This window comes from Paenibacillus woosongensis, assembly GCF_009725165.1.
GTDB classification, from domain to species: domain Bacteria; phylum Bacillota; class Bacilli; order Paenibacillales; family Paenibacillaceae; genus Fontibacillus; species Fontibacillus woosongensis.
On the sequence record NZ_WNZW01000039.1, the window covers coordinates 1 to 617 of the forward strand.

Genomic DNA, 617 nt, shown 5'->3' on the forward strand with positions numbered 1-617 from the left:
TTTGGGTGTTATTTAAATTGAACATTCCTTTTACGGGCCCTTAGCTCAGCTGGTTAGAGCGCACCCCTGATAAGGGTGAGGTCGGTGGTTCGAGTCCACTAGGGCCCACCATACAACTCCATAATATACATCGTGCTTCTTATTTGGAGTGATATGGGGCCATAGCTCAGCTGGGAGAGCGCCTGCCTTGCAAGCAGGAGGTCAGCGGTTCGATCCCGCTTGGCTCCACCATAAACAATATCTCTTCCATAACTTACCGCTTGAATGGTGAGTGCGGATTTGATATTATAATGTCTCGCCGGTAAAATGGCGATGCAACAATTGATCCTTGAAAACTGGATAACGAAACGAAATTTGCGTTTTAGAAAATTCCTTTTAGCTGAACTTGTGTTAAACAAGTTTAATTAAAAGTAGCTAGCGTAGGTTTTGGGACTGGAGATCCTTTGTGAGACGATTTCTACCTTGTATGAATTTACTTGATCAAGAAATCGGCGAACAACAGAGCACCAGGCGCAAAACCGAAGCATTATGGTTAAGCTACTAAGAGCACACGGAGGATGCCTAGGCGCTAGGAGCCGAAGAAGGACGTGGCGAACAACGAAACTGCCTCGGGGAGC

At 46.2% G+C, this 617-nt stretch carries 2 tRNA genes; both read left to right on the plus strand.

Annotated elements, in window-relative coordinates:
- Positions 1 to 34 precede the first annotated feature (34 nt).
- Positions 35 to 111, plus strand: a tRNA-Ile gene (locus tag GNP95_RS25515).
- Positions 112 to 155: 44 nt separating this feature from the next.
- Positions 156 to 231: transfer RNA gene (locus GNP95_RS25520), tRNA-Ala, on the plus strand.
- Positions 232 to 617: the final 386 nt, after the last annotated feature.